Annotated in this window: 22 protein-coding genes and 1 pseudogene; 12 read left to right on the forward strand and 11 right to left on the reverse strand. The window is 35.8% G+C overall.

The window, feature by feature from the left end; all coding sequences use genetic code 11:
- The first annotated feature begins 91 nt into the window (after window positions 1-91).
- Window positions 92-649, forward strand: a complete 558-nt coding sequence (gene def / locus C9J35_RS02025) for a peptide deformylase (RefSeq protein WP_107923214.1) — start codon at window positions 92-94, stop codon at window positions 647-649.
- Window positions 650-889: 240 nt separating this feature from the next.
- Here def and phnX read toward each other — a convergent pair whose 3' ends face one another.
- The 3 genes and pseudogenes from phnX to C9J35_RS02040 all read right to left on the reverse strand — a co-directional run bounded on the left by phnX (window position 890) and on the right by C9J35_RS02040 (window position 3,154).
- Window positions 890-1,690, reverse strand: a complete 801-nt coding sequence (gene phnX, locus C9J35_RS02030) for a phosphonoacetaldehyde hydrolase (RefSeq protein ID WP_054767085.1) — start codon at window positions 1,688-1,690, stop codon at window positions 890-892.
- A gap of 189 nt (window positions 1,691-1,879) precedes the next feature.
- Window positions 1,880-2,092 (reverse strand): annotated as a pseudogene (locus C9J35_RS02035) (ATP-binding cassette domain-containing protein); the annotation flags it as partial.
- A gap of 291 nt (window positions 2,093-2,383) precedes the next feature.
- A complete protein-coding gene (locus C9J35_RS02040) occupies window positions 2,384-3,154 on the reverse strand; it encodes a Cof-type HAD-IIB family hydrolase (RefSeq protein WP_107923215.1) in 771 nt (256 codons plus the stop codon).
- A 438-nt stretch (window positions 3,155-3,592) separates the two neighbouring features.
- On the opposite strand from C9J35_RS02040, the gene C9J35_RS02045 reads away from it, so the two are divergent.
- Window positions 3,593-3,802 carry a DNA-dependent RNA polymerase subunit epsilon gene (locus C9J35_RS02045; RefSeq protein ID WP_054767210.1) on the forward strand — a complete coding sequence of 70 codons (210 nt, stop codon included), beginning with the start codon at window positions 3,593-3,595 and terminating at the stop codon, window positions 3,800-3,802.
- Window positions 3,803-3,807: 5 nt separating this feature from the next.
- Complete coding sequence (gene rnjA, locus C9J35_RS02050) at window positions 3,808-5,475, forward strand: ribonuclease J1 (protein ID WP_107923216.1); 1,668 nt, start codon at window positions 3,808-3,810, stop codon at window positions 5,473-5,475.
- Window positions 5,476-5,768: 293 nt separating this feature from the next.
- On the opposite strand, the gene C9J35_RS02055 is transcribed toward rnjA, so the two are convergent.
- Window positions 5,769-6,605 carry a TetR/AcrR family transcriptional regulator gene (locus C9J35_RS02055; RefSeq protein WP_107923217.1) on the reverse strand — a complete coding sequence of 279 codons (837 nt, stop codon included), beginning with the start codon at window positions 6,603-6,605 and terminating at the stop codon, window positions 5,769-5,771.
- A 99-nt stretch (window positions 6,606-6,704) separates the two neighbouring features.
- On the opposite strand from C9J35_RS02055, the gene C9J35_RS02060 reads away from it, so the two are divergent.
- The 3 genes from C9J35_RS02060 to C9J35_RS02070 all read left to right on the forward strand — a co-directional run bounded on the left by C9J35_RS02060 (window position 6,705) and on the right by C9J35_RS02070 (window position 12,059).
- Complete coding sequence (locus C9J35_RS02060) at window positions 6,705-9,794, forward strand: efflux RND transporter permease subunit (RefSeq protein ID WP_107923218.1); 3,090 nt, start codon at window positions 6,705-6,707, stop codon at window positions 9,792-9,794.
- Between the two features lie 725 nt (window positions 9,795-10,519).
- Window positions 10,520-11,770, forward strand: a complete 1,251-nt coding sequence (locus C9J35_RS02065; RefSeq protein ID WP_107923219.1) for an MFS transporter — start codon at window positions 10,520-10,522, stop codon at window positions 11,768-11,770.
- An 88-nt stretch (window positions 11,771-11,858) separates the two neighbouring features.
- Window positions 11,859-12,059 (forward strand): YczO family protein, encoded by a 201-nt coding sequence (locus C9J35_RS02070; protein ID WP_107923220.1) that lies wholly within the window; start codon window positions 11,859-11,861, stop codon window positions 12,057-12,059.
- A 191-nt stretch (window positions 12,060-12,250) separates the two neighbouring features.
- Here C9J35_RS02070 and C9J35_RS02075 read toward each other — a convergent pair whose 3' ends face one another.
- The 6 genes from C9J35_RS02075 to C9J35_RS02100 all read right to left on the reverse strand — a co-directional run bounded on the left by C9J35_RS02075 (window position 12,251) and on the right by C9J35_RS02100 (window position 18,977).
- Window positions 12,251-13,240 (reverse strand): S66 family peptidase, encoded by a 990-nt coding sequence (locus C9J35_RS02075; protein ID WP_107923221.1) that lies wholly within the window; start codon window positions 13,238-13,240, stop codon window positions 12,251-12,253.
- 21 nt (window positions 13,241-13,261) lie between these two features.
- Entirely contained in the window at window positions 13,262-13,762 is a 501-nt protein-coding gene (locus C9J35_RS02080; protein ID WP_054767081.1) for a GNAT family N-acetyltransferase, read from the reverse strand.
- A 400-nt stretch (window positions 13,763-14,162) separates the two neighbouring features.
- On the reverse strand, window positions 14,163-16,691 hold the full coding sequence (gene mprF, locus C9J35_RS02085) for a bifunctional lysylphosphatidylglycerol flippase/synthetase MprF (protein ID WP_107923222.1): 2,529 nt from the start codon (window positions 16,689-16,691) through the stop codon (window positions 14,163-14,165).
- A gap of 137 nt (window positions 16,692-16,828) precedes the next feature.
- Window positions 16,829-17,491, reverse strand: a complete 663-nt coding sequence (locus C9J35_RS02090; protein ID WP_054767209.1) for a potassium channel family protein — start codon at window positions 17,489-17,491, stop codon at window positions 16,829-16,831.
- A 273-nt stretch (window positions 17,492-17,764) separates the two neighbouring features.
- Entirely contained in the window at window positions 17,765-18,217 is a 453-nt protein-coding gene (locus C9J35_RS02095) for a TlpA family protein disulfide reductase (protein ID WP_054767080.1), read from the reverse strand.
- 217 nt (window positions 18,218-18,434) lie between these two features.
- Window positions 18,435-18,977 (reverse strand): peroxiredoxin, encoded by a 543-nt coding sequence (locus tag C9J35_RS02100; RefSeq protein WP_054767079.1) that lies wholly within the window; start codon window positions 18,975-18,977, stop codon window positions 18,435-18,437.
- Window positions 18,978-19,380: 403 nt separating this feature from the next.
- On the opposite strand from C9J35_RS02100, the gene C9J35_RS02105 reads away from it, so the two are divergent.
- The 5 genes from C9J35_RS02105 to C9J35_RS02125 are packed head-to-tail and all read left to right on the forward strand — an operon-like array spanning window position 19,381 to window position 23,715.
- Complete coding sequence (locus C9J35_RS02105) at window positions 19,381-19,923, forward strand: helix-turn-helix domain-containing protein (protein WP_107923223.1); 543 nt, start codon at window positions 19,381-19,383, stop codon at window positions 19,921-19,923.
- 22 nt (window positions 19,924-19,945) lie between these two features.
- Window positions 19,946-21,052, forward strand: coding sequence for an ABC transporter ATP-binding protein (locus tag C9J35_RS02110; RefSeq protein ID WP_107923224.1), 1,107 nt, complete (start codon window positions 19,946-19,948; stop codon window positions 21,050-21,052).
- Window positions 21,042-21,851 carry an ABC transporter permease gene (locus tag C9J35_RS02115; RefSeq protein WP_107923225.1) on the forward strand — a complete coding sequence of 270 codons (810 nt, stop codon included), beginning with the start codon at window positions 21,042-21,044 and terminating at the stop codon, window positions 21,849-21,851. Before C9J35_RS02110 ends, C9J35_RS02115 begins: the two co-directional genes overlap by 11 nt.
- Complete coding sequence (locus tag C9J35_RS02120; protein ID WP_107923226.1) at window positions 21,848-22,645, forward strand: ABC transporter permease; 798 nt, start codon at window positions 21,848-21,850, stop codon at window positions 22,643-22,645. Before C9J35_RS02115 ends, C9J35_RS02120 begins: the two co-directional genes overlap by 4 nt.
- Window positions 22,642-23,715 (forward strand): ABC transporter substrate-binding protein, encoded by a 1,074-nt coding sequence (locus C9J35_RS02125; RefSeq protein WP_107923227.1) that lies wholly within the window; start codon window positions 22,642-22,644, stop codon window positions 23,713-23,715. The genes C9J35_RS02120 and C9J35_RS02125 overlap by 4 nt, the downstream gene beginning before the upstream one ends.
- A 670-nt stretch (window positions 23,716-24,385) precedes the next feature.
- On the opposite strand, the gene C9J35_RS23445 is transcribed toward C9J35_RS02125, so the two are convergent.
- Window positions 24,386-24,562 carry a hypothetical protein gene (locus tag C9J35_RS23445; RefSeq protein WP_167395905.1) on the reverse strand — a complete coding sequence of 59 codons (177 nt, stop codon included), beginning with the start codon at window positions 24,560-24,562 and terminating at the stop codon, window positions 24,386-24,388.
- A 113-nt stretch (window positions 24,563-24,675) separates the two neighbouring features.
- Here C9J35_RS23445 and C9J35_RS02130 point away from each other — a divergent pair, with 113 nt between their 5' ends.
- Window positions 24,676-26,982, forward strand: coding sequence for an ATP-binding protein (locus C9J35_RS02130; RefSeq protein WP_107923228.1), 2,307 nt, complete (start codon window positions 24,676-24,678; stop codon window positions 26,980-26,982).
- Window positions 26,983-26,984 lie beyond the last annotated feature (2 nt).

Consider the following 26,984-nt stretch of genomic DNA (forward strand, 5'->3'; position numbering starts at 1 on the left):
CAAATGATGGCTTTTTTCATGTGCATGTACTGAGACGTGATGTATACTTGTAAATAAAGTTATACAAAGTGATTGAAAGGAAGATTCACACATGATTTTAATGGATGATATTATTCGCGAAGGCCATCCCACTTTACGCACAAAAGCTGAGGAAGTTAAATTTCCTTTATCTGAAGAAACACGCAAGCTTGCGGAAGACATGCTTCAATACCTAAAAAACAGCCAAGATCCTGAAATTGCGGAAAAATATAATTTACGTGGTGGCATCGGTCTTGCAGCCAATCAAGTAAATAGTTTACATCGCATGTTTGCCCTACACGTGAAAGATGATAATGGCGAACAATTGAGCTTCACAGCGATTAACCCTAAAATAGTCAGTCATTCAGTGGAAAGCACATATATGACCGCTGGTGAAGGTTGCCTATCTGTTGATCGCAATGTACCTGGTTATGTGCCACGACATGCCCGCATTACGGTGAAGTTCAAAACAATTGACGGCGAAGAAAAAAAATTGCGCCTTAAAGGACTGGCAGCTATAGCATTCCAACATGAATTAGATCATCTAAATGGCGTCATGTTCTACGACCGCATTAACGAAAAAGATCCATTTGCTGATATTCCCAATTCCGTACCTTACGAGCGTGACTAAAAACGCAATGCAGTCTACCGTTGTAGGCTGCTTTTTTAATTTCAAGCCATCACTTTCTGCATCCTATCCTTCACTTTGTCAATTCTATCCGTCGCATTTTCAGTTCTAGCCGTCACTTTGTCTGTTCTATCCGGCTAATATTTATATACCCTAATTCATAAGAAGTATTTGCCGAAAATGAAAAAGCCTTCATTGGTATGCGGCAAGCATCCTAGGAAGACTTTTTTAATAGCTTTTAATTTACGCTAACACGGTTTCTTTTGTTAATCGTTCATTAATCTGTTCTATTAGTGTTGGCAGTGCCTTCATTGTTTGAATAGTATAATGTGCACCCGTTTCTTCAAAAATTCGCTTTGTTTTTGCCATCACGCTCTGTTGTTCCTCATCAGATAAAGCCATAAATTCTTGCACAGATAATCCCATTTCCGAGCTACCGATGATAACACCAACAGCCCACACGCCTGCATTTAACGCTTCATGTATATCTGATGTTGTATCACCAACTTTAATAACTTGCTTTGTTGACTTTGTACCCAGCTTTTCCATATTTCTAAAAATCATATACGGATACGGACGCCCTATATTCCCAACTAGATTGGCCGTTACCAAAAAATCCGGTTTATATCCTTTAATGGCTGCTTGGCTAGTCACTACATCCATCATCGAATCCGTATATCCAGTAGTAGACCCTATTTGGATACCTGCTAATTTTAGTTGCTGAACCATATCTAACACATGTGGAATGGGATCTGTGTAGGTCGCTAATGATGCCATTAACTTCGACTCAAACTGCCCATAAAGCGCCTGCACATCCCCGTCCGAAAACACACGACCATATACTTTTTTCCATTCCTCACTTACTCTTGGCATCTCAAGCATTGTACGAATATGATCAATTTTCAACATGCCCATTGGCTTGCGTGCCTCTTCAAGTGACACGGATACACCAGCGTCTTCAAAAATAGTAAGAAAAACATTTACAGGGGCAAAGCAACCAAAATCAACAGTTGTACCAGCCCAATCTAATATTACAGTTTCAATTTTCTAGATGACAAAGCCGGCTTTTTTCATTTCCCAGTAAAAACGGTCGAATGAAAAGTGCAATACTTCTAGCTTTCCCTGCACACTGTTCTAATGCATCAAATTTGGCAATAACAAAATTCATCTGCAGGATGGTTATTAGTTCAAGTAATCATTAGCGAATATGGAGAAAAAGAAGGGCAACAAGTATTAGCTGATAGAGACACGTTGTTTTTGACCACCCGACAACTCATGAATCTTTTTATGTAAGTGTGGCGTTAGTTCTAAAAACTCTATATATTCCTGAACTTCTGATTTTGACATTTTTTCTTTTTTATTTTTCAATCCATATACGATGTTGTCATAAGCATTCAAATGTGGAAACAATGCAAAATCTTGAAAGACAATATTAAATCCTCGCTCTTTAAGAAAGAGGAGCAAAGGTATTATTAAATTTTCGCTATCTAAAATGAAGAAAAATTTAGAAGAGAGCACTGGCACTAGTTGTTGGTATCGAAGGCGGCGACTCCTGGGGGATTAGCGTTACGACTGAGACTACAGGCTCAGGCCACGCCCCCGGAAAGCGTCCGCCGTAGTGGACATCAACGTTCACAGCAAAAAAAAGTGTTAGATCGACATCAGTCAATCTAACACTTTTTCTATTTTTCCCAAACTATTACATTTCAGAAAACTTATTCCTCATCTACGCTACCATTAAATTATTTTTAACAGTCGCATTATTTTCGCAAGTCCATCTTCATCTACATGATCGGCAATATGCGTTGCAGCTGCCTTTGCTTTTTCATGTCCATTCCCCATTGCTACACTCGTACCAACAGCTTGTAACATTTCTATATCATTTAGGCCATCTCCAAAAGCAATGGCATCCTCTAGTGTTAGCCCCATTTTCACCAGCAACTTTTCAATTCCAGCCGCCTTCGATCCACCTTTTGGCAAAATATCACAAGAATATTGATGCCAGCGTACAAATTGTACATTAGGGAATGTCTCACAATACAAAGGTTCATCTTTTTCTTCCATAAAGATGAGTGTTTGATAAACATTGTGCTGCATATAATAAGATGAGTCTAATGCTGGGTATGGATATTTTAATGTATTCAAGCTCGCCGCTACCATCTCATTATTTCCGACCGAAGCAATCATTTGTTTATCATCTAAAAAAACAACTGGTTCATTGCGGGCTTCCCCAAAGGCAATAATATGTGCAAGCTCTTCTTTCTCAATACCATTTGCATAGACAACCTCACCACGATAGACAACATATTGTCCGTTAAACGTCACGTACGTGTTGATATCAAGCTCGTCTAACAATGGTTGAATCATAAATGGAGCGCGTCCAGTCGCAATGGCGATTTCATAACCTTTCCGTCGAGCTTCTAATAAAGCTTCTTTCGCAGAAGCAGGCAACAACTTATCACTGTTGTAAAGCGTACCATCTACATCAAAAAATAAAATTTTTTTCATTATATAATTCCTTTCATTATGTATGGTCATGCAAAGGTTAAGTACTTTACACAAGCATCGTTTTTAATTATAATGATCCTAAGGAGTGATGTGCCATGCTGAAGAAACTAAAGCAAAAATTGTTGAAGCAACTTCGCGGCCTACTCGGAAAAGGAAAAAAATCAATTGCCTAACATTTGCCCTTCATTATTTGAAGGGCTTTTCTTTATTTTAAAGTAGCTGCGTGATAATATATAGGAAATGCATTTATTTGGCTATGCGCAACCACTGTCTCATTGCTTTTCATGAATAGTGCAAGATTGAAGTTCTGAGATACAAGAAAGTCAAACGCCCATTTCTCCATTAGTATACTAGAAATTTGCGATTTTTTCTTGTAGTACGTGTGTGGTAATAGACAAAGGTGCAATAATAATGTACGCAATCAAAGGAGAGCAAACTATGATTTACAAAGTTTATTATCAAGAAAAAGCAAATGAGATTCCAGTTCGCGAAAACACTAAAAGTCTATACCTTGAAGCTGCTTCAGAACGTGAAGTACGTCAAAAGTTACAAGACCGACATTACAACATTGAGTTCGTTCAATTGCTTGAAGGTAATTATTTAGCCTACGAACAAGCTAGTCCGAACTTCATCTTGGAGGAAATTTAACAAACATGAAGTTTGTTAAAAATGACCAAGCAGCTGTTTTCGCGCTCGGCGGACTGGGCGAAATCGGCAAAAACACTTATGGCGTTCAATTTCAGGATGAAATAATCTTAATTGATGCTGGTATTAAATTCCCGGAAGATGACCTACTCGGCATTGACTATGTTATTCCAGATTATACGTATTTAGTACGTAACGTCGATAAGATCAAAGGGTTATTTATTACGCACGGACACGAAGACCACATTGGTGGTATTCCGTACTTACTGCGTCAGGTAAATGTTCCTGTTTACGGTGGTAAGCTTGCACTTGGCTTATTGCGCAACAAACTAGAAGAACACGGCTTACTACGTACTACAAAACTGATTGAAATTAAAGAAGAAGATGTTATTAAATTCCGAAAAACATCTGTTAGCTTCTTTAGAACAACGCATAGTATTCCTGATGCATATGGTATCGTCGTAAAAACACCACCTGGCAACATCGTGCATACAGGTGACTTTAAATTCGATTTTACACCTGTTGGTGAACCTGCAAACTTAACTAAAATGGCAGAAATTGGGCGTGATGGCGTACTTTGCTTACTATCTGATAGTACAAATGCTGAAAAACCTAATTTTACAATGTCTGAACGTACAGTGGGCAAAAGTATCGATGAAATTTTCCGTAAGGTCGATAGTCGCATAATTTTTGCAACATTTGCGTCTAACATTCATCGTTTACAGCAAGCAACTGATGCTGCGATAAAATACGGCAGAAAAATCGCTGTCTTTGGACGTTCTATGGACAATGCCATTACAATTGGTCGTGAATTAGGTTATATTAATGCACCAAAGGACACATTTATCGATGCCCAAAGCATTAACCGCCTTCCGGCAAATGAAGTCATGATTCTATGTACAGGCTCTCAAGGTGAACCAATGGCAGCCCTTTCTCGTATTGCCAATGGTACGCATCGTCAAATTCAGATTCAACCAGGCGATACAGTTGTATTCTCTTCTTCACCAGTACCAGGTAATACAGTGAGTGTAAATAAAATCATCAATTTACTTTTCCGTGCAGGTGCTGAAGTTATTCATGGCGCACTAAATAATATCCATACATCTGGTCATGGTTCCCAAGAAGAACAAAAACTAATGTTACGTTTAATGAAACCTAAGTTCTTCATGCCAATTCACGGTGAATTCCGTATGTTAAAAATGCATACACATTTGGCTGAAAACTGTGATGTACCGCTTGAAAATACATTCGTGATGGAAAACGGTGATGTCTTAGCGCTAAGTGCTAACGAAGCACATGTAGCAGGGCGTATCCCTTCTGGCGATGTCTATATTGACGGCAATGGTATTGGAGACATTGGTAATATTGTGCTACGCGATCGAAGAATTCTGTCAGAAGAAGGCTTAGTTATTGTTGTTGTGAGTGTGGATATGGAGCATCAAAAAATTGTTTCTGGTCCTGATATTATTTCACGTGGCTTTGTTTACATGCGTGAATCAGGTACGATGATTAACGAAGCACAAAAAATGCTAAATCGCCATCTCAATGAAACAATCCAAGGGAAAACACCGCAATGGACAGAGCTTAAAAATGATATTACAGACGTTTTAGGACCTTATCTATTCGAAAAGACAAAACGTCGTCCTATGATTTTACCTATCATTATGGAAGTATAATCTAACGTATTAAGTAGCTATGCAAAATCATATAGTTTCAGCCTGTAGAAAACTCGAGCATTCGAGTTTGTCTACAGGCTTTTTACTTGTGGACGCTTCTGTCACAGTTAAAGATAAAATTTCATTTTCTTTTAAAATTCCGAAACCTCTTTTAAAATTTTTCGTATATAGTAGTACTACTTCAAAGATGGTCATTTTTAGGCTCAAAACGCTGCGAATGTGAAAATCTATCGGCATTGATCCAAAAAAATAGAATTGTTCACTATCGTCAGTGAGCAATTCTATTGCAATACTTAAAATTTAAAGTATTTATTTATTACATAAGCAACCCATTGACAATCTTGCCTTAAACGTATATTTTCAATCAAGCCTTTAATTATTGGTCTGCTGTATGTTGTATGCCCTACTTGGGCTTTTAATAGCTCCAGTGACTCACGTTCAATAGACTCTTCTAACATTTCTATAGTCTGTTCAATTAAATGTATTAATGATTCCTTAGTGATTATTTCCTGCTCACAAGGTTTATTGACCAATTGAATGAGCTCTTCTGTAATAAAAGGAATGGTTGTATGACGCGCAATAATATCCGTCTTTTCCGCTAAGGATTTAGCTAATTGATCCAAGTCTAGCGGAATATTTGAAAAAATAAAAAGTTGTGCATAGCTTTTCATAAACCCTTTTATACAATACATCACATCATATTTATTCTTTTGTAGTGCCTCACCATATAGCTGTTCAAGCATATAAATGATCGATTTCGACATATCGATTTCATAGGCATTCACTTTATTAAATAATTCTTTTTTTTTCGCAAATACTTTTTCATTAAAAAACACGCGAGCAGTGGCTGAATGTTTTTTGAACGCTTGAAAAATGCTTTTGTAAAATTCAACGAGTAAAACTTCTTTGGCAAACGAGCTTCTGACTACATGGTCAATATCAGCAATAAACTGCTGCAAAAAGTAGTCCACCATTGACAAAACAAGTTCATCTTTAGTTTTGAAGGACAAATAAAACGCCCCTTTTGAAATCCCGCAACGTTCCGTAATTTGTTGAACAGATGTAGCTTCAAAGCCTTGTTCAGAAAACAGCTCTAATGCCTTCTCCATAATAAGTTGCTTTTTTAACATATTTTTTATTCTCTCCTAGCGTATTTCGTTGACAAATGACCGAGTAGTCATTATTATAAATAATTGAGTCTAGTAAGTCAATAAAGGGTAGGTGTGAAGGTGAAAGGTTTAGTTAATTTCGTATTAAAAAACAAACTCGCAGTATGGTTACTAACAATAATCATCACTGTCTCAGGTATTTATTCAGGCACACGCATGAAAATGGAATCTATTCCAGATATTTCGATACCATATCTCATTGTTATGGGCGTTTATCCTGGCGCAACTCCTGAACAAGTTATGAACGAACTGTCCATACCATATGAAAAATCCATTGAAAGTTTAGAAGATGTAAAGGCAGTTTACTCCACTTCCTCTTCAAACATTGCACAAGTACAAGTTGAGTATGACTATGGCATCGATATGGATGAGAAAAAACGTCAGTTAGAGTCAGCATTAGATAATGTGAAACTACCTGAAGGTGCACAAGAACCTACAATCATGGCCATCAGCATGAACATGATGCCAGTTGTCGCTTTATCAGTAAGTAGCTCTGATGAAGATATTGTTGAGCTTACATCAACAGTGGAAGATATATTACTTCCTAAAATTGAAAAAATTGATGGTGTTGCTTCAGCAACCATTACAGGACAGCACATTGAGCAAGTTTCGTTTAAATACGATGAAGAAAAAATGGCTGCACTTGGCCTTACAGAAGATGCTGTAAAGCAAATGATACAAGCAAGTGACATGGCATTATCACTTGGTTTATATGAATTTACTGTTGGTGAACAGGCAGTTTCTGTTGATGGCAAAGTCCAATCAATAGAACAATTGAAAGAGTTATTAATCCCTGTAACACCTTCAGCTACACAACCTTCCCCATTCGTTCGTTTAGGTGATATCGCAACGATTGAAGTCGAAGGTAAAGTACAATCTGTTTCACGTACAAACGGTAAAGATGCAATAGCAATTCAAATCGTAAAAGGTCAAGATGCCAATACAGTAACAGTTGTCAATGCCGTAAAAGACCTTATTAAAGATGAAGAAAAAGCAATTGATGGCTTAAAAATTGACATCTCACTGGACCAAGGTGCTCCAATCGAAGATTCAGTGTTCACAATGATTGAAAAAGCCGTGTTCGGTGGCGCCATTGCTGTATTAATCATTTTACTATTCTTACGTGATTTTAAATCTACCATTATATCTATTATATCCATACCTGTTTCTATTTTCATGGCATTACTTTTACTGAACTGGATGGATATTACGTTAAATATTATGACACTCGGAGCAATCACAGTTGCCATTGGCCGTGTAATCGATGACTCCATCGTTGTTGTAGAAAATATTTATCGACGCATCCATTTAAAACAAGAAAAAATGACTGGTCGCGCTCTTATTCGTGAAGCGACAATCGAAATGTTCAAACCAATTCTTTCTTCTACATTAGTAACAATTGCAGTATTTGCTCCGCTTATTTTTGTAGGGGGTATGGTTGGTGAATTATTCATGCCATTCGCACTCACAATGTCATTCGCTCTAGGCGCATCATTATTAGTAGCGATTACAATTGTACCAGCGCTATCTCATTACCTATTCCGTAAGAAATTATACGGTGAAAAAACAGAAAACCAGCATAAAGAGGTTGGTAAACTAGCTATTTGGTATAGAGGTATCCTAGAAAAAGCCTTAAATCATAAATTCATTACTTCTGCTATCGCGATTTTAATGCTCGTTGGATCTCTTGCATTAACGCCATTAATCGGTTTTAGTTTCATGGGTTCACAGGAAGAGAAGGTTATGTATTTAACATACACGCCTGCTACTGGTGAGCTAAAAGATGAAACAGAAGCAAATGTGGCAGCAGTCGAAAAAGAATTAATGAAACGCAAAGACATTGATATTTTACAAGTATCCATTACAGATGCTGAAAACGCAGATCCTGCCGCAATGATGATGGGTGGCGGTGCTGGTGGTGCATTAATGTACCTTATCTTCGATCCAGATATGAAGGATTTCCCTGAAGCACGAGAAGACGTTGAAGACTATATATTTAACATCGGTCAATCAGGAGAATGGAAAACTCAAGACTTCGCCTCTATGTCTATGTCTTCTAACGAAGTCAGCTACACATTATATAGTGAAAATCTAGAGAACCTTCGTAAAGCAGTAAAAGAAGTAGAAGGTGCACTAAAAGATGTGGACGGTTTAGAAGATATTAAATCGGATAATGAAGATCCATATGTAGAGAACGTTTTAAAAGTAGATCAAAAAAATGTCTTACAATATGGTTTAACAACCGCACAAATAGTGATGGCTTTAAATACTACATCATCACAAGAAGTGTTAACAACGGTTGAGCACGATGGCGCGGACATTAATGTAATCGTGCAACGTGAAGCAAAAGCAGCAGCATTGTCACTGGATGATGTATTAGCAACTGAAATTAAAACAGCCTTAGGCACAACAATGACAATCGGTGAATTGGTGGAAGTCGAAGAAGGAACTACATTAAATTCATTATCTCGCTCTAAAGGTGAATACTTTGCGACGGTTTCCGGTACAATTATCGGCGACGATATTTCAAAAGCTTCATCTGCAGCAGATAAAAAGATCGATGAGTTAGACTTACCTAAAGGCGTAACAACTGGCGTTGCTGGTGTTGCTGCTGATATGGCAGAAACATTTACACAACTTGGAATCGCTATGCTAGCAGCAATCGCTATTGTTTACTTCATTCTTGTTGTAACATTTGGTGAAGGCTTAGCACCGTTCGCCATCCTATTCTCATTACCATTCGCTGTTATTGGTGCATTTGTTGGTCTATATGTGACAGGTCAAACAATTTCCGTATCCGTAATGATGGGTCTGTTAATGTTGATTGGTATCGTCGTAACCAACGCTATTGTACTTGTAGATCGTATTATCCACATGGAACGTGACGGACTACAAATGCGTGAAGCGATTTTAGAAGCGGGGGCAACTCGTTTACGTCCAATCTTAATGACTGCTATTGCTACAATTGGTGCTATGCTACCAATGGCATTCGGTAGTGGCGGTAGTGGACTGATTTCTAAAGACCTTGCTATCACTGTAATCGGTGGTTTATTATCTTCAACATTATTAACATTGGTAGTTGTACCAATCGTATATGAAATGCTATCAAAAATGTTAAAGAAAAATCGTAAAGATATCGAAGAAAATTAAGCAGTAGACTCTTCTACAACATAAAAATGAGGTCATTCCGTAAATGGGATGACCTCATTTTTACTTATCATCAAATAGGCAACGAAGCGTTTATTTTTATTTGCCAATACTTACAGACCATGCTACTATTAACATAACTTTTAAGAAATGGAGGTTTTCCTAACGATGCCAGGTAGATTTCGATTCCATAATTTGAACCGTTAATTGAATACGTTCAAAAGCTTTGCCTGCTGTGCAGAGTAAATGGGATTGGTCTTCCTATTTTTAGGAGAATCTTCGTTTTACGTTTATGTAAAAAGAGGGCTAATCGCCCTCTTTTTGTTGTCTTTAAATTTAAAATGAATGTTTATAAAAAGTGAACCTGCAATTTAGTGGAAGTTTTCCAACTCCCACAGATTGTTAGTTGAACCAAACGGGCTTTACGGTCAGTTGTTCGCCCTCCTAGGGGCCTCGTTCTCACCTTTAAAATTGAGGTGAGCGCCTTACTAACCGTTTATGCGAGATAATTTTTGATTGAACGACTTCGATGTAGAAAAGTTCAACGAATTTTATTTTAGGTATAATTTGTTACTGATGAGACCATTTTTTTTGAGTGACAAAGCATTTTTTCATGGTTGACATGATTAAATCCTTTCAAGGTACCTTTCACGCAATCTCCCCCACTTACTCTTAGCACAGGCCAATCCCCTGTGTTTTTTTATTTAATTGAAAGGAATGATTTTTGCATGACACAAACAAATGCATCAACAACTGAACATTGGAAAAGGAATATTATACTTTTTTTGGGGAGCCAAACTATCTCACTTTTTGGTTCTTCACTCGTACAATATGCGATTACGTGGTACATCACGTTAAGCACACAATCGGGTGTCATGATGACAATCTCTATCATATGCGGTTTCTTACCCACTTTCTTCCTTTCACCTATTGCCGGTGTCTGGGCGGATCGATATAATCGCAAATGGTTAATCATTTTGGCTGATGGCATGATTGCCCTGTCCACACTACTGTTAGCTATTTTATTTTTACTGGGCTATGATTCACTTTGGTTACTATTTGGCATTTCAGCCATTCGTGCAATAGGAGCTGGTATTCAAACACCAGCTGTTGGAGCAATTCTTCCACAAATTGTACCTGAAGATAAACTAATGAAAGTAAACGGCACAAATGGTAGTATTCAAGCGTTTGTGATGATTATCTCTCCAATGGCTAGCGGCGCATTATTGACACAAGCTTCGCTCGAATCGATTTTCTTTATCGATGTGATTACAGCTGCAATAGCAATTAGTACGTTGCTGTTCTTTTTGCATATTCCTGTTCATGCCAAAGCAGCACAAAAGCAAACTACAGGCTATTTTAATGATATGAAACAAGGCTTTACGTATATTAAAGAACATAATTTTTTGAAAAGATTCTTCTTGTTTTTTGCATTTTTCATGATACTTGCAGCACCTGCCGCATTTTTGACTCCATTACAAGTGACACGAAGTTTTGGAAATGATGTTTGGCGTTTAACCGCTATCGAAATTACTTTTGCCTTAGGTATGCTGATTGGTGGGATATTGATGGCATCATGGGGTGGCTTTAAAAACAAAGTGCATACCATGACATTTGCGACATTAATATTTGGTGCCTGCACGGTTGTACTCGGTATCATTCCTGTTTTTTCATTGTACCTTGTCTTCATGGCGATTACAGGTATATCCATGCCCATCTTCAATACACCTGCCACTGTTTTGCTGCAAGAGAAGGTTGAGGGTGATTATTTAGGCAGAGTTTTTGGTGTGCTTGGGATGATTTCAACATCTATGATGCCTTTAGGCATGCTAATTTTCGGCCCAATTGCAGATATAATTGCTATTGAATGGTTACTGATTGGCACAGGTATCTTCTTATTTATCCTAGGATTTTTCTTACTTGGCAGTAAGGCATTACTCGCAGCTGGCAAACCGACTTCGAATAATACAAACGACTAAAAGCTTGTTCTTTTATTGCTATTTACTTCATCTAGCATGTTTAAACTCTATTAAATGAGTGAAAGATATGGGTAAGAGGTGATCGAAGATGGATGAGAAAAAACAAGCCAAAACACGCCGTACGAATAATCCAGATGTATTAGATACGGACAAAGAAAGTATTTTTGACAAACATGAAGATATGAATACTGTGGATCCGATACCTGGTGAAGAATTAAATGAAAAGGTCAAGGATGAGAAAAACAAAACAAAAACAAAAGATACATCTGCCACAGATAAGCGTTATTAATCATAATAAAAAAATTGCCCTAAAAAGTCTGTTCCTACAGCACTCTATGGGGCAATTTTTCATGCAAGGGAAATATTAAATGTAACCTTCCAATCAATACAAAATAGAAAAAGGTGGTTTGCCAAAAAGATGCACGATCTATAAAAATACTTTGCGAAACAGTATGTTATGCGTATTTCGGTTGCTCCCATCTACAGCCATTTTTCCGTGCAATATACCTTTTTTGCTGTGGCATCTAATTTTACTTTTTTTCCTATTGCTATGGGATGCATAGGATGTGTATGGCATATATCAAAATCTGCTAGAATCGGTATATCAATACCGTCTAATTGCTCTACTAATACTTCATAAGGTTTACGCGCTGTTCCCAAATCATCATAACATTCATGTTTTCCTAATAGGATGCCACTTACCTTTTCAAAAACGCCATGAAGTTTTAACATGGCAAAGTTTTTTTCCACAATTGCTATACTTTTTGAACAATCTTCAATAAGTAAGATATCCCCTGTTGTTATTTGAGGAAAATAACATGTACCAATAAAGCCATACATTGCATTTATATTTCCAGCTATTAATCTTCCTTCAGCAACTCCTTCTTTTACTGTCAGCCATTCATTTTTATATAGCTTTTTCTCAGCAATTTTTTCTAACCAATTTACTGGTTCGTCTGACCAATATTCCGGCATAGGAATTTCATAAGGTAGTTTCTGTGGTTTTATGAAGTATTCTTCAAAAAATGTATATGTGTCATTTATTAATGGTTCAAATTCCCCAAAGGAAGGGACTAAAGCAGGGCCATAATAAGTTGAGATACCTGTTTTTGCGTAAAGAGCAAGTAAAATAGCCGTTACATCTGAGTAACCAACAATTATTTTAGGATTACGCCTAAACGCTTCATAATCGATATAGGGCAACAAACTATTTGAATTGGTTCCCCCTATTGTGGAGATAATTATATGAATGTTTGGGTTACGTAATAATTCATTTAATTCTTCAGCACGTTCCTTAGGAGTTCCCGAACGATACGTGTCAGATTTACCTGTTAAGCTACCTTCGATAATTTTCAAGTTCTTTTGTTCAAGAAATGCCTTTGCTCGCTCATAGCGTGGTAATGCTGTGACTGAAGCTGGTGATGAAGGTGAGAAAATTCCAATGCAACGATCCTTTTTATTATTAGGCATCTTAGCAAAACCTTTCTAGATTTAGATTGGCAAAAATTTTGCCATATAATATTCATCAACATAGCTACCATTGACACGTAAGGAATGCCGCTTTGTTCCTTCAATCTCGAAGCCCATTTTTTTATATAATGCAATGCCGACTGTATTATCTACCATAACCGTAAGTTCCAGACGATGTATGCTCTTGTTTTTTGCCCAATCATTTAACTTGCTAAATAATGCTGTACCTATCCCTCTACCTCTAAAGTCACTGTGGATACCAATTACAATATAGGCACGATGGGCAATTCTAGAGGGTGTATCTCCTTGAACAATTAAATAGCCTACAATATTATCTTTCACTTCAGCAATGAATATTGTCGAATTGAACTGATACCTCATTTTTTCTATGAATACAGCAAATTGTTTCGATTCTAGCTGTCGTTCACCAGGGCCGAACAACATGAAATTAGACTCTTCCGCATTTTTCATCACCGTAATTAGTCCTTCAGCGTCTTCTAGTCTCGCTTCTCTGATTAACATGTGTAAGTCTCCTCTCAATCTTATACTTTATTCATCTGATTGAACGTGGGCTCAATATTATTCACCCATATATGCAGATGTATCGGTTGAGAATTCACAACCTGATAGCGCAATAAATTGTTTGTTATTTAGACCTGAACCTTAGCTCTTCTTAATACATAAACCGCTTGTTTATAACCGCATCTTCCTAATACTTTTATTTATTATCACAAAACACTAATGGGAAATCAATAAATCAATGGTATTTTTTGTATACAAACTATCCTCCAAGCTTATAAAAAAGAAGAAGTCGTCATAGTCATGATGACGCTTCTTCTAAAGAAATTATTGGTGGACAAGCATAGCATAATAGCCAAATAACTTGCCCACATTGATATTTACCAACATTTTTTATGACTTATTATTTTCGTTTACTGCCAATTAATAGCGTGATTTGTGCCATGGTAAATGTTAACGAAGATTTTTTTCGATATGCTACATACTTGGGTTGCCAAATATCTGCGTATTTTAATTTGAAGTTTTTTAAACCTTTGAAATGATAGAAGTGCTGACCATGTAAAAATATTTGTGCAGCAATTTTTTCGCTTAAAAAAGAATACCTAGACTGACCAACATTTGATAATGGTGACATCCCGAGATTGAAGACACGATATCCTTCTTGTTTTGCCCATTCGAAGAGCGATAAGAAAAGAAAATCCATTGTTCCAGATGGCGCTCCCGGTCTATAACGCATAAGATCCACCGAAATTCTTTCACCATTATCATACATTGGCATTAGACTAGCAAAGCCAATAACGCCTTGTGTTCCCTTTAACACAGCTATCTTTGACATGTTCAAATAGTTTGTATCAAAAAAACCAAGGGAGTACCCTTTCTCTGCACGTCCTTGCAGCCATTTCGTTGACACTTCTTTTAGTTCGTTCATTACTTTTAATGAGTGAGGGGGATGCAAGACATCCACTGTATAGTTCTCACGTTCAAATTTATTTTTGATGGCTCGAAATCCTTTCATCACCTTTCCTGAAAATGTAAATTCTCTTAAATCAACAAAGGCTTCTTCACCGAGCTTAAAAAAACTATATCCATGCTCATGTAACGAGGGGAAAATTTTATTGTTTATTTTATAAAAAACAGGCGTATAACCATGACTATCTGCTAATTCAAAAAATTCCTGTATCGCTGCAGAAAAATCAGTTTCTTTACCCACTGGATCGCCAAGTACAACTATTTTATCTGCAAAAATTTGATAAGAAAACAGAACTGTGTCATTTTTATTCCAGTGAACGAATTTATCATGTAGGAAGATTAAATGCGAAAACTCTGTCCCTTTATAGGTCATTAGGTGCTTTTGGATCTTTTCTTCTTGCTCTATTGATAATAGTTTTATCATCTTCTTTGGTGTACGGATAAAATAGCCAAGATAAAAGATCACAACGGCAATTAATAGACCGATAATGGCACTAAAAAATAAATCACGGTAATCCGTAATCAAATAATCATGCACAACAGTTGGAATATGAATTTTTGCTGTAGGTAAGTTCACATAACCAATGAATAAATACATAGCTGTTATGAATGACACAGCAGCAATATCAAACAACACAATGCCCCACGTTAAAACATAACTCTCACGGTAAAATTGTTTTTTTGATGCAATAAGTAACCCTGTAACAATAAGTAAAAAGATAGCTTCTTCATAATCAAAGCTTTTACTAATAGAAAACATAGCAGAACTTATTAAGACAATAATTGCAAGCTGATAGGCTCTTTTTACTTTATATTTAATGCCCCTGCATAATCCCAAAAGAATAAAACCTGCAGCAACAGTCAACTGATGAGATACATTCATTATGGGTAATGATAAAAATTCCTGCGCTATTTTTAATCGACTTAAAACTCCTGGGACCGATGCCGAAAGCAATAACACAATACCAGAGACAAATACTAAAATTGTTAATAGTGTATGACTAAGCTTTTGAACAATAACATTTGGCAAATCGTCCCAAGATCGATTCCAACGCTCCCAATACTCTTTTGTAAATAAAAGGGAGGAAATCAAAAATGGAACAACAAAATAACCAAGCCGATACAAAATTAATAAAAAAAGTACTTTTCCATCAGCAATATCTAAACTTTGAGTGCCCCACAGAAAAACAAGGTCAAATGAGCCCACTCCTCCAGGTATCATACTAACTATTCCCGCACAGGAAGCTACTAAAAAAATGGGTAACAATGCTGAAAGTTCAATCGGTATCCCCAATATAAATGTTAATAACCAAATAACTAAAAAGACCGCTAGCCATTCTGCTACTGAGGTAGCAATCAATAACATAGAATGCTTGGCATTTAACGATAGTAAATTCCTGTTTTTAAATCGAACAAGATGCACAGCAACAAAAACAGGAAAATATAAACTGACAATGATTACGGCAATCGATAACCACCGTATTTCTTGCAAAATCGGAAAGTCCCAATAGAACATATACATCATCCATGTTAATAAAGAGATGCCTGTAAGATAAAAAAGCGTAACGGAAGCTATGCTTTTTAGTAAACCTTCTTTATCTTCATTAGACTTAGAGTAGAAGTAATTACGAAGAAAAATTCCAACAAGTCCACCGAAGCCAATTAGATTTGAAAAGGTATTTACAATAAAAGAATTCTTTACCAATACTCTTTTTCTTATTTTGATACCCACAATCTTTACTAAAATAACATCATAGAAAATCATTGGGGTGATTGCACAAATCATCATGATAAAGATCAGCAAGAGTTCCCATATTTGCAGTTGACTTACTTCATAGCGAAGTAAATTAACATCTACACCACTTATTGTTTTTTTTATTTCATACATAGCTATCGTTAACAGTACTATTGGAAATAGAATTTTCACAAACTTTAACAATGGCTCTTTCCGAAAACTGAACATGTGCTAAACCTACTCCCCATATGCTTTCTGAAAATAAATCATAGTGTCACCAATGACTTTTATGATGACAATTTTAACTAATTGGTAGCGTTGAAAAGGTGGAGAATTGTAAGAAAACTACAAGATTCCACCTTTTTTTACTCTCTCATCGCTTTTTTCACAAAACGGTTAATATCAACGTCTGCCCCAATAAGAAGCATAATATCGCCTAACAAAATTTTATCGCTCGCTTGTGGTGATACTATAATGTCTGTTCCACGTTTAATACCAACAATGTTGATGCCATACTTCGCACGAATATCAAGATCCATGATGGAATAGCCTGCAATCGCGTCATTCGCTTTTAACTCCATAATAGAATGCTCATCAGATAGTTCTAAATAATCCAGTACAGTATTTGATAACATGTTATTAGCAATACGAATGCCCATATCTCGCTCAGGGTGAACGACAAAATCTGCCCCAATTTTACGTAGTACTTTTTCATGATAGTCGTTTTGAGCTTTTACAGTTATTTGTTCTACACCTAGCTCTTTTAAAATAATGGTCGTCAAAATACTTGCTTGAATATCCTCACCAATGGCCACTATAACATGCTCAAAATTACGAATGCCTAATGAATTTAATACAGATTCATCTGTTGAATCTGCAATGACAGCTTGAGTGGCAATCGCAGCAAACTCATCCACGCGCTCTGAGGAGTTATCAATCGCCATTACTTGTGCTCCTTGACTCATTAATTCACGAACAATACTACCACCGAAACGTCCCAGTCCAATGACAGCAAACTCTTTTTTCATCATTAAAAATCCCTCCGAAAACTACAATTATTTTTAGTGTAACGTATTCTTTGTCATATGTATCGTCAAAACTGGAGACGATTCGTCAATCTATGTATTCTAGCTGTCATTTTCGACATTTTAATGAGAAGACTTCACTTCAAAATAAATATGCTAGATGTTTATCGAGGACGCAGTACCCTTTACCTAAGTTCCATAAATAATTTTATATTTAACTTCTTTGATTTAAAAAAGACGAGGATTTTAATATCCCCGCCTTCAAAAATAATATGCTTAAGCGTTACGCATTTCATCTAGAACACGATTTACGCGCTTTTCTAACATTTTCATACCGCTTCCACCAGCTTGCATATGTCGCAGTTGACCATCTTTATCAAATACGAAATACGCTGGTACGTATTGGTTTTCGAATGCATCTGTTAGCTTCAATTCGCTATCTACAAAGATTGGTTGCATGATGTCATGTTCAGCAGCTACTGCTTTAATTGTTTCTAAATCAGTATCAGCCTCAGAACGCGGCATATGCACAGCGACAACATTTAGCTCATCTTTGTACTGATCACGGAAATTGTTCACGTCTGGCATAGCTTCTTTACATAAATGACAACTAACTGACCAGAAGTGAATTAATGTTGGTTTTTCGCCCACTAAATCTGCTTTTGTCACTTCACCATTTAACCAAGTTGTGGCACCTGCAAGTTCAGGCATTTGTTCACGAAGTTTCATCAAAAATCCTCCCCTTTTGTATCAAATACGGTCACAGCGTAATTGCGACCGGATTTTTCTCGACCCAACTTGCATTCGAAAAAATTTCACTAGGGATACATACGATTCCCTCTAGATAGTAGAAATCCTCAAATCTTCCTAAGAAACGACAATTTCTACTGATAAAGAATAAATATCCCCACAAACATGTCGTGGGGACCTACTATTCATTTTAAAATTAAAGAGTAGCTTGACCTGGACGCCAGTTTGCCGGGCAAAGACCACCAGTTTGTAAAGCTTGAAGTACACGTAAAGTTTCATCTACGTCACGGCCGATGTTATTATCGAATACTGTTTGGTATTTTAATTCGCCTTGTGGATCAATGATAAATAAACCACGCAGTGCGATACCTTCTTCTTCAATTAACACACCGTATTCTTTTGAAATTGTGTGGTTTGTATCTGCAGCTAATGGATATTTTAAATCACCAAGACCATTTTGAGTGCGGTCAGTGTTAATCCAAGCTAAGTGTGTGTGAATTGTATCAGTTGAAACACCGATTACTTCAGCATCTAAGTCTTCGAACTCATCATAACGATCGCTCATTGCAGTAATTTCTGTTGGACATACAAATGTGAAGTCCATTGGATAGAAGAATAATACAGTCCATTTGTCTTGTGCTTTAATCTCTTCTAAAGATACTTTACCAAAAGATTTGTCTGGAAGTACTGCTTCCATTGTGAAGTTAGGTGCTTGTTTGCCTACCATACGTTCTGCCATTGTTAATCCCTCCGAATAAATATGTAGTTAAATATTCCATTCGCACATGCGAACTCGTCTTCTACGATAGCAAAGAAGTCGCAGTTTTTCAACGAAGTGCACTTCGCCATGCGATTCATTTCAAGTACGTTGACAAATATTTGTCAAATACCCAAACATAATCATTCCTACATCTTATTTATTCGCTACTTTTAGCGATTTTATTCTGGAATAAACAAAAATTTCAGGCTTAATTTATATGCTAATTTTTTTAAGAAATAGCATGTTTTTTTCAGCAAAAATGATTGCAAATTTTTTATTAATATGTATAATAGTAATGTTTTTAGTAAACTAAAAGTTTCGTTAAAGTAAACTTCATTTTCTGAAAGTTTATGATTGCTAAACTTCTTCTAGGAGGGAAAAGATGCAAATTGGAGGAAAAATTAAAGCACTTCGTTTGAAAAAAGGTCTCACCCAAGAAGAACTTGGAGAACGTACAGATTTGAGTAAGGGCTATATCTCACAATTAGAGCGTGATTTGAACTCACCTTCTATTGAAACCTTATTTTCATTATTAGAAGTTTTAGGATCAACGCCTAAAGAATTTTTCGATGATGAAGCACCTGAACAAAAGGTTGTATATACCGAAGAAGATCAATCCATTTACACGGACGAAGAAAAAAAATATGAAATTCAATGGCTTATTCCCACATCAAACGAAAAAGAAATGGAACCTATTTTCCTGACACTTGCTGCTGGCGGTGAATTCAAACAATTCGAGCCGTCGTTAGCGGAAACATTTATATATATTGTCAAAGGGCGTATTCGTCTCGTTTTGGGGAAAGAACAATATATAGCTAGTGAAGGCAATGCGCTCTATTTTGACGCTGCAGATCATCATCAAATTTTTAACGCACATGACGATGAAACGAAAATTTTACTCGTCGCAACGGATTCATACTTATAGCTTAACTTAAGGAGGCGCATCAATGACTACGAATTCAATTATCCGCTTTGAAAATGTATCTAAATCATATAACGACGGCACTGTCGTCTTAAAAAATATTAACCTAGAGCTTGAAAAAGGTAAGTTCTATACGTTACTCGGCCCATCTGGTTGTGGCAAAACGACTATTTTACGAATTATTGCTGGTTTTACCGAACCAACAACAGGCGATGTGTTCTTCCACGATAAAAAAATTAATGCTGTACCAGCAAATGAACGCCAAGTAAATACGGTATTTCAAGATTATGCACTATTCCCACATTTGAATGTTTTTGAAAATGTAGCTTTTGGTTTACGTATAAAAAAGCTACCTGAAAATGACATTAAAGAACGTGTTGCAGAAGCCCTAAAGTTCGTCAACTTAGCGGGCTATGGTAACCGTGAAATTTCAGAGATGTCAGGTGGTCAACGCCAACGTGTAGCAATTGCGCGTGCCATTGTCAATGATCCAGAGGTCATTCTACTCGACGAGCCCCTGTCTGCATTAGATTTAAAGCTACGTACAGAAATGCAATATGAGTTACGTGAGTTACAGCAACGTCTTGGTAAAACTTTTGTCTTCGTTACGCATGACCAAGAAGAAGCTTTAGCAATGAGTGATGAAATTTTTGTGCTAAGTGAAGGTCAAATTCAACAATCTGGTACACCTGTAGACATTTATGATGAGCCAATTAACCGTTTTGTAGCTGACTTTATTGGAGAATCAAACATCGTGCCGGGTGTAATGATTGAAGATTTTAAAGTTGAGTTTACTGGGAAGGTTTTTGAATGTGTTGACCAAGGTATGAAACCAAATGAAAAAATCGATATCGTCATCCGTCCAGAGGATTTGGAAATGACGACAGTCGAGAAAGGCAAATTAATCGTTAAAGTAGATACTCAATTATTCCGTGGGGTACATTATGAGTTGTCTACATACGATAAAGACGGCAATGAGTGGCTAGTGCATTCACTGAAAAAAGCTGAAGTAGGGACAGAAATCGGTTTAGACTTTGATCCGGAAGCAATCCATGTCATGCGCTTAAATGAGACAGAGGAAGAATTCGATAAACGACTAGAAGCCTATGGAGATGACGAAGATGCAAACTAAGACATCAAAATCTGCGTTATTTCCATACGTCTTATGGATTGCATTATTTGTCATCGCACCGATTGCCCTCGTCGTTTACTATTCCCTACTCGATTTACATGGCAACTTCACGCTTGATAACTATAAAGCATTCTTTACGTCTGTTTATTTAAAAATGACACTTAGCTCGTTTTGGTATGCGTTTTTAATTACATTCTTCACATTATTAATTTCCTATCCGACTGCTTATTTTTTAACGAAAACAAAGCATAAGCAACTTTGGTTATTACTCATTATCATTCCATCTTGGATCAATCTTTTATTAAAAACTTATGCATTTATCGGGATTTTCGGTTTATATGGTCCCATTAATGCATTTATAGAAGTATTTGGTTTTGATCCACAACAGATGCTTTTCACAGATCTTAGCTTTGTGTTCGTATCCGTTTATATTTTTATTCCATTTATGATATTACCGATTTTCAATTCATTGGATCGTTTAAATCCAACATTGATTTATGCAGCACGTGATTTAGGGGCTTCTGCCATTACAACTTTCCGTCGTGTCGTGTTACCCCTTACGTTGGATGGCGTTAAATCGGGTATTCAAGTTGTCTTTATCCCAGCATTATCACTTTTCATGATTACACGCTTAATCGCGGGGAACCGAGTAATTACACTTGGTACAGCGATTGAACAGCAATTCCTGGTGACACAAAACTGGGGAATGGGCTCAACAATTGCTGTATTCTTAATTTTATTTATGGTCATCATTATGTTAATTACAGGTCAAAAGGATAAAGGAGGTCGTGTACGATGACAAAACTATCTACATCAGCGAAGGTCTATTTAGCAATGGTTTTTATTGTCTTATATGCGCCTATTCTTTACTTGGTCTTCTACTCATTTAATAGTGGTGGCTCAATGAATAATTTCGAATCATTTACATTAGAGCACTATAAAGCGGTTTTCGAGGATTCAAGACTCCTTGTAATATTAATTAATACAGTTATTGTGGCCTTACTTTCGGCGTTAATCTCTACAATTATCGGCACATTAGGTGCAATTGGCATTGTTACCGTAAAAGATGCAAAAATGCGCAATACATTACTTTCGTTAAATAATGTACTAATAGTAAGCCCTGATGTTATTATCGGTGCAAGCTTTTTAATACTGTTCACAATGGTTGGCATTAAATTAGGCTTTGCTTCTGTATTATTAGCACATGTCGCGTTTAGCGTACCGATTGTTGTACTGATGGTCTTACCAAAATTGCTAGAAATGAATAAATCGTTAATCGATGCTGCATTAGATCTTGGCGCAACGAAAAAAGATATCATGATGCGCGTTATCTTACCATATATTCAGCCTGGTATTTTTGCAGGATTCTTCCTCGCTTTAACGTATTCACTGGACGACTTTGCAGTAACATTTTTCGTGACAGGTAATGGCTTCAGTACATTATCTGTTGAAATTTATTCGATGGCACGTGCTGGTATCTCCTTAACGGTAAATGCTATTTCAGGGTTAGTCTTTTTCGTCACTGTTTTCGTCGTTATCGGCTATTATTTCATTACAAGCCGTGCTAGTAAAAGAACGGAGGGACAACAATGAAGCAATTAATTCAAGCTACAATCGCGATCCTTGTCGTTTCCGCCCTGTTAATGTATGCTGCAAATGCGATGAGTGCTGGTGGTGGTAAAAGTGGTAAAAATACATTGACCATTTTTAACTGGGGAGAATATATTGACCCTGATTTATTGAAGCAATTTGAAAAAGAAACTGGCATCCATGTCGTTTACGAAACGTTTGACTCAAATGAAGCCATGATGACAAAAATTCAGCAAGGTGGTACAGCTTACGATATTGCAGTACCTTCTGAGTACATGATAGAAAAAATGAAAGAAGAAGATTTACTCATTCCTTTAGACAAAACGAAAATCCCTAATATTAAAAATATAGACCCGTATTTTTTAGATTTGCCATTTGATGATAACAATAAATATTCTGTGCCATATTTTTGGGGAACAGTCGGCATTGTCTATAATCCAAGTCTTGTTGGCGATTTAGACTTCTCCTCTTGGGAAGATTTATGGGATTCTTCGTTAAAACGTAAAGTATTTTTAGTAGACGGTGCACGGGAAGTAATCGGTATGGGCTTAAATAGCCTCGGCTACTCTCTAAACTCTTTAAATGATGACGAATTGCGGGAGGCTACTGATAAGCTTATAACCCTTGCTCCAAATGTCAAAGCAATTATTGGCGACGAAATTACGCCACTCATGATTAATAATGAGGCGGCTGTTGCCCTTACGTGGTCTGGTCAAGCGGCAGATATGATGTACGAAAATGAAGAGTTAGACTTTGCTGTACCTGAAGAAGGATCTAACTTATGGTTTGATAATATGGTTATCCCAAAAACTTCAAAAAACATGGAGGGAGCACATGCATTTATCAACTTTATGTTGGATGCGGACTCTGCTGCTACAAATGCCGATTATGTAGGTTATTCGACGCCTAATATTGCGGCGATGGATTTAATGGATGAAGAAGTGGTAACTGATGAACGCTACTACCCTTCTGAACAACAACGTGACACATTAGAAGTTTATAAAAACCTAGGCCCAGATTACTTAGGGAAATACAATGAACTGTTTTTAGAATTTAAAATGAGTATACGTTAAGTTTTCGTTTATAAATGAAAAGGTGATAAAAAACAAAAAGTTAAAAAAGTTTTCATCGCCACAGCCTATAGACCAATACCCCGAGAATTTCATTTCTCAGGGTATTTTGTCTTTTTTGAAGGCAGTTGAATATAAATCCCCCTGAATTTTATGGATGAATTGTCTCTAGTTTTTATGTCCTATTAGGTAGCTTGCCATGTCCAAGTGGCAAGCTATTTTTAATTCATCACAGCTATAGTAATTAACTCCTCAGTAGAATTGTCCAACGCATACCATCTTTCATATCCCCATATACACGTTCATTTGTTGGTATTTCGAGCTTTTTACGCTCATTGATTTATATTTCTTCATCTCATTTATTATCACTTCAAGAATTCTTTTCTTAGCAGGCTAAAAGCAGAATAAAATATCAGTAAGCATACAAGTTGATTGGCATGGAAGGTGGTACATTCCTGCAACAACAGCACGTGCGGAAAGGAAGCGCCTGGAACGGGAATCAACAGGTTCATATAGATACTTCTATTTAAAAGAAAAAAACAAACTCAATTTTTTGAGTTTGTCTACAGTAAGAAAGGTGATGAAAAAATATTTTTCATCACCTTTTTTGCGCAAAAATTGTAACTTGCAATCCTGAAGAAATTGCTGTACTTTCAAGAATTCTTAAAAGAGTTTATCTAGGTAACCAGGATGATGATTTTTGTAAAACATCCGATTTATCAGAACCGTTAATAACTTCCTGAATAATACTTAACTCTGAAACTGAAATATCCCCAACCATTTCCATTTTACCGAAATCTACTTCTTTATTGGAGCATAAAAGCATTGAATGAACTATTTTCATTATCATAGTATTCCCTTCCTTTCAATTTCTTTACAATTATAATACTATAAAAGAAGTAAGTAATAACCGCAAATATATTAGAGATAACCGCAAATTTTTTATTCTGGGAAGGATTAAAAATGATGAATGAAAAAAGAAAAATCCTTGTTTTACAGTTTATATTTTTAACGGCTCATCTTTTTTTAATTTTCACCATGCTCTCACCCTATATAGGAATAGCAATACACTTTAACAGTAATGAGGAAGTTGTCGTTACTAATGTATATGATAATGATGGTTGGGCACGTTATACGAATCTTTCACCTGGAGACGTCATCTTAGAAGTAGATGATAAGGAAATTAGCTCAATAAAAACTTATAACTATAATAATTGTTTTGTTCATGGTTCCTCAATAAAAATTAAACGAAATAATGAAATGAAATACATTCAAGCTCCAACTAATTCACGTAAAGATACTTTTCAGGAAATTATAATTCCAAGTATTTTTTCCTTAACTGTATTTGTCCTTACTTTATTTATTTACCAACAAAATAGTAAAGTTGCTTTCTATTTAATAGGATTTCTTTTATCAGTATCTCTTAGTTTTTTTGCCTCTACAGAATCTGGACGAGGGGATATTGTATCTAGTATTTTAATATGTGTTTTTTTCCCTCTTGGTTCCCTTTTCCTTACACTTTTCATTCATAGGTTGTTACTGGAAAAAGGAATTATTAAAAATAAATGGCTAACTTTTTTTAAAATCAATAGTGTCATTTGCCTGTTCGTTATTTTTCTAAAATTAGCGACACTTTTGCAAAACAATTTACTTGATGTTATCAGCACTGGACTAATGTTAAGCTACTTTTGCCTCAATATTTGTTTTTCAATTATGCTCTTACTTTATTTTTATGTAGCCACTAAAGGCTCTCATCATGAAGTCTTTTTTAAATGGTTAATATTAATTCATGTCTGTGCCTTTATCCCATTTATTTTTTTACATGCTGTACCATTTATTTTTAATCTTCCCTATCTACAAGATGATGTAGCAGCTTTTACGTTATTTATTATTCCTATAGGTTATTCTTACATAGTATTGACTAACCGTTTAATAGACATAAATTTTATTTTAAAACAAATTCCATATTATACATTCTTAACATTTATCCCCACGTTAGTGTTAACTATTCTAGTAATAAGCGATAGATTTTATACAGAAAATGGCGTTGTGTATTTTATTATCTTATTTTTAGCGATACTAATTATTAATATTGTTACATTATTTTTAAAAGAAAAATTAGATTTTCAATTAAAAGATAGTTTTCTTTATAAACAATCCTATTTGTCCAAAAATCTAAATGAATTTTCACAAAAATTACCTTCAGTTATGAAAGAAAATGATTTGGAAAATTTACTGCTTAATCAAATTACAGAAATATTAGACCCTCAGATTCTTTTATTAATACGGCTAAATAAAGAAACACTAGAATTTCAAAGCATAGATTATAAAAGCAATTCACAAAGTATGCTTACTGATTTCATCAAGAAAAAGTTAAAAAATACTACTACTGATACTTTAATTGGCAACCCGAATTATCTTGGAATTGAACTTTATCAAACTGATAGCTATGTCACCTATCTATGGGTAAGCCAAAAAAGAAATAATACCACTTTTAATATGCACGAAAAAATGTGGCTAATTAATATTGTAAAGTATGTGAGATTAGTTCATGAAAATTTAAATATCGTACAAAATATTATAAAGTCAATAGAAAAAAGAGATACTACTAATCATCAATCATCGAATACTCTTTCTAGATTTTTATTGCAATTAGGCGAACAAGAACGAATAAGACTGGCTTCTGATTTGCATGATTCTGCCTTACAAGATCAAACAATTTGGTATCAAAAATTAGATAAAGTAATACAAAATTCAAGTAGTACCTTGCAAGAAGAAGAATTAGCCACATTAAATAAAATAAAAAATGGGCTATTGGATGTTATTAAACAGCTTAGAGAAACTTGCAGTGAGCTTCGTCCCAATTTTATGCTGAATACAGATTTTACTGCTTCGTTAGAAGAATTCTGTAAAAAAAAACAAATGAAAGTTAGTTATAATTTGAAATATGAATTTCATAATTTTTCCGATTACTCTAATAATTATAATTTAACTATTTCCATTTATCGGGTACTACAAGAACTCTTAAACAATGCGGAGAAGCATGCTAAAGCCTCTGTCGTTTCAGTGGAGATGTGGGAAGAAAATGATTATATTTTTTTAGATTATAAGGACAATGGTGTAGGAATGAACAATTCTATCGAAAAATATAGTGAACACCATATTGGACTCATTGGAATAAAAGAAAGAATTCATATTCTAAACGGTGACATTGAATTTATTTCTGAAGTCGATAAGGGATTACAAATTCTAATAACAATACCGAGGTGAAA

The organism is Lysinibacillus parviboronicapiens (assembly GCF_003049575.1).
GTDB lineage: Bacteria > Bacillota > Bacilli > Bacillales_A > Planococcaceae > Lysinibacillus > Lysinibacillus parviboronicapiens.

Coding starts and splice junctions, on each gene's coding strand:
- C9J35_RS02125 (WP_107923227.1), top strand. CDS start 22,642: ATGAAGCAATTAATTCAAGCTACAATCGCGATCCTTGTCGTTTCCGCC.
- C9J35_RS02070 (WP_107923220.1), top strand. CDS start 11,859: ATGGATGAGAAAAAACAAGCCAAAACACGCCGTACGAATAATCCAGAT.
- C9J35_RS02110 (WP_107923224.1), top strand. CDS start 19,946: ATGACTACGAATTCAATTATCCGCTTTGAAAATGTATCTAAATCATAT.
- C9J35_RS02105 (WP_107923223.1), top strand. CDS start 19,381: ATGCAAATTGGAGGAAAAATTAAAGCACTTCGTTTGAAAAAAGGTCTC.
- C9J35_RS02120 (WP_107923226.1), top strand. CDS start 21,848: ATGACAAAACTATCTACATCAGCGAAGGTCTATTTAGCAATGGTTTTT.
- C9J35_RS02045 (WP_054767210.1), top strand. CDS start 3,593: ATGATTTACAAAGTTTATTATCAAGAAAAAGCAAATGAGATTCCAGTT.
- C9J35_RS02065 (WP_107923219.1), top strand. CDS start 10,520: ATGACACAAACAAATGCATCAACAACTGAACATTGGAAAAGGAATATT.
- C9J35_RS02100 (WP_054767079.1), bottom strand. CDS start 18,977: ATGGCAGAACGTATGGTAGGCAAACAAGCACCTAACTTCACAATGGAA.
- C9J35_RS23445 (WP_167395905.1), bottom strand. CDS start 24,562: ATGATAATGAAAATAGTTCATTCAATGCTTTTATGCTCCAATAAAGAA.
- C9J35_RS02130 (WP_107923228.1), top strand. CDS start 24,676: ATGATGAATGAAAAAAGAAAAATCCTTGTTTTACAGTTTATATTTTTA.
- C9J35_RS02090 (WP_054767209.1), bottom strand. CDS start 17,491: ATGAAAAAAGAGTTTGCTGTCATTGGACTGGGACGTTTCGGTGGTAGT.
- C9J35_RS02095 (WP_054767080.1), bottom strand. CDS start 18,217: ATGAAACTTCGTGAACAAATGCCTGAACTTGCAGGTGCCACAACTTGG.
- def (WP_107923214.1), top strand. CDS start 92: ATGATTTTAATGGATGATATTATTCGCGAAGGCCATCCCACTTTACGC.
- C9J35_RS02040 (WP_107923215.1), bottom strand. CDS start 3,154: ATGAAAAAAATTTTATTTTTTGATGTAGATGGTACGCTTTACAACAGT.
- C9J35_RS02115 (WP_107923225.1), top strand. CDS start 21,042: ATGCAAACTAAGACATCAAAATCTGCGTTATTTCCATACGTCTTATGG.
- C9J35_RS02075 (WP_107923221.1), bottom strand. CDS start 13,240: ATGCCTAATAATAAAAAGGATCGTTGCATTGGAATTTTCTCACCTTCA.
- rnjA (WP_107923216.1), top strand. CDS start 3,808: ATGAAGTTTGTTAAAAATGACCAAGCAGCTGTTTTCGCGCTCGGCGGA.
- C9J35_RS02055 (WP_107923217.1), bottom strand. CDS start 6,605: ATGTTAAAAAAGCAACTTATTATGGAGAAGGCATTAGAGCTGTTTTCT.
- mprF (WP_107923222.1), bottom strand. CDS start 16,691: ATGTTCAGTTTTCGGAAAGAGCCATTGTTAAAGTTTGTGAAAATTCTA.
- C9J35_RS02080 (WP_054767081.1), bottom strand. CDS start 13,762: ATGTTAATCAGAGAAGCGAGACTAGAAGACGCTGAAGGACTAATTACG.